At 35.9% G+C, this 796-nt stretch carries 1 protein-coding gene and 1 pseudogene; both read left to right on the top strand.

Going from position 1 to position 796, the window contains the following annotated elements; genetic code table 11:
* The coding region (locus P20439_RS18910) for a M56 family metallopeptidase (RefSeq protein WP_242375986.1) at positions 1-488 on the top strand (488 nt) is incomplete at its 5' end.
* A gap of 62 nt (positions 489-550) precedes the next feature.
* A pseudogene (locus P20439_RS18905) lies at positions 551-796 on the top strand (peptidase M56 BlaR1); the annotation flags it as partial.

Genomic DNA, 796 nt, shown 5'->3' with positions numbered 1-796 from the left:
GTGTATTGCTGTTTAGTGGAATTGGCTTGTTTACATTGCGTGTTGCTATGTATGTAAAGTTAGTCAAAAACTTAAAAGCTAACTCAAGCTTATATAGCACTTCAAAACGAGCAAACTGTATATACCCAATAAGATTCACCTCAATTGGCGGGCCTGCTTTTGCAACAGGGTTAGTTAACCCGGTTATTTGGCTTACACCTGATATGAAAAATCGTGAAGAATTAAACTCTGTTATTGAGCACGAATTAACGCACTTACAACAAGGTGATATTTATTGGACATGGTTAATTTGCGCTATAGAAAGTGTTTTTTGGTGGAATCCAATATGCTTAAAATTAGCGCGTTTGGCAAAAGAGCAATTGGAGCTTAGTTGCGACGAAAAATGTATGCGTAAACTCAAAGGTAAGTACCAATTAGATTTAGCTAGTTTGTTACTCTCTGAGCATGAAAAAAAATCTAAAAATAACTTTTTCACCCCCCTCTTTTGAATATTGAACACTCTAAGAGTTTTAACGTTCAGAGGATTAAAATGTTAAACAAGGAAAAAACAATGAAAAGTAAACATATAGTCATGGCTATAGCGGCATTGTCTTTTAGTGCACTAGCAGCGGCACAAATAGTAGATGAAAATACAAAGAATGAACAATATAGTGCGCAAAAACAGCCCGCTGCTAGTAATCAGTATAACCAACAGTTAGCAATGCTATTAGAGGTTGCAGGTGATGCAAAAAGTGAGCAATCAACAAAGCTAGTTCAAACGGCTCTCAACATTCAAAAGTGGTTTGCAAATAGAGAT

Origin of the sequence: Pseudoalteromonas sp. BSi20439, from assembly GCF_000241165.1 — a bacterium.
Lineage (GTDB): Bacteria > Pseudomonadota > Gammaproteobacteria > Enterobacterales > Alteromonadaceae > Pseudoalteromonas.
The sequence above is the reverse complement of the archived record's forward strand: the minus strand, read 5'-3'. Positions and strand labels throughout refer to the sequence as shown.